This is a genomic window from Variovorax sp. KBW07, assembly GCF_003852515.1.
In the GTDB taxonomy this organism is placed as follows: Bacteria; Pseudomonadota; Gammaproteobacteria; order Burkholderiales; family Burkholderiaceae_C; genus Variovorax.
Map to the genome: position 1 here is coordinate 1 of NZ_QAJK01000111.1, position 571 is coordinate 571.

At 61.1% G+C, this 571-nt stretch carries 2 protein-coding genes; both read left to right on the forward strand.

Annotated features, from left to right (window positions below; all coding sequences use genetic code 11):
* Positions 1 to 185, forward strand: a 185-nt coding sequence (locus tag DBV14_RS33640; protein ID WP_221621908.1) for a hypothetical protein, incomplete at its 5' end; no start/stop codon positions are given.
* Positions 182 to 571: porin (locus DBV14_RS21465; RefSeq protein ID WP_148092447.1), on the forward strand; the 390-nt coding region annotated here is incomplete at its 3' end. The genes DBV14_RS33640 and DBV14_RS21465, both read left to right, overlap by 4 nt.

The following is a 571-nucleotide window of genomic DNA, read 5'->3' on the forward strand; positions in this document are numbered from 1 at the left end:
GGCCACCCCAGGACACAACCCCCATCGCCGTCACCCCGAAGTCACCCCGAACAAGAGCACCCAAAAAAACAGTGCACCCAAAAACAACAGTGAAAGGCACCCCACCAGATTCCTCCAAATTTGGACAAGACCATCCGTTCCAGCAGCTCGATGAAGAGCCGCTCAAACCGGAGAAACCTGAATGAAGAAATCCCTCACGGCACTCGCCGCACTGGCCGTTACCGGCCTGGCCTCTGCCCAATCGTCCGTTACCTTGTTCGGCGTCATCGATGCCGGCGTGAGCTACCAATCGGCCACCTCGCGCGACCCGGTGACCGGTGCCAGCAGCAAGCAAAGCCAATGGAGCCTTGCCAACTCCGGCTACAACTCCAGCCGCATCGGCTTCCGCGGCACCGAAGACCTGGGCGGTGGATTGGCCGCCAGCTTCTGGCTCGAAGCACCCATCAGCAACGACGATGGCGCCAACGGCATCTCCAACTTCAATCGCCGTTCCACCGTCAGTCTTTCCGGCGGCTTCGGTGAAGTGCGGCTGGGGCGCGACTACACCGCCACCTTCTGGAACGACACCGTG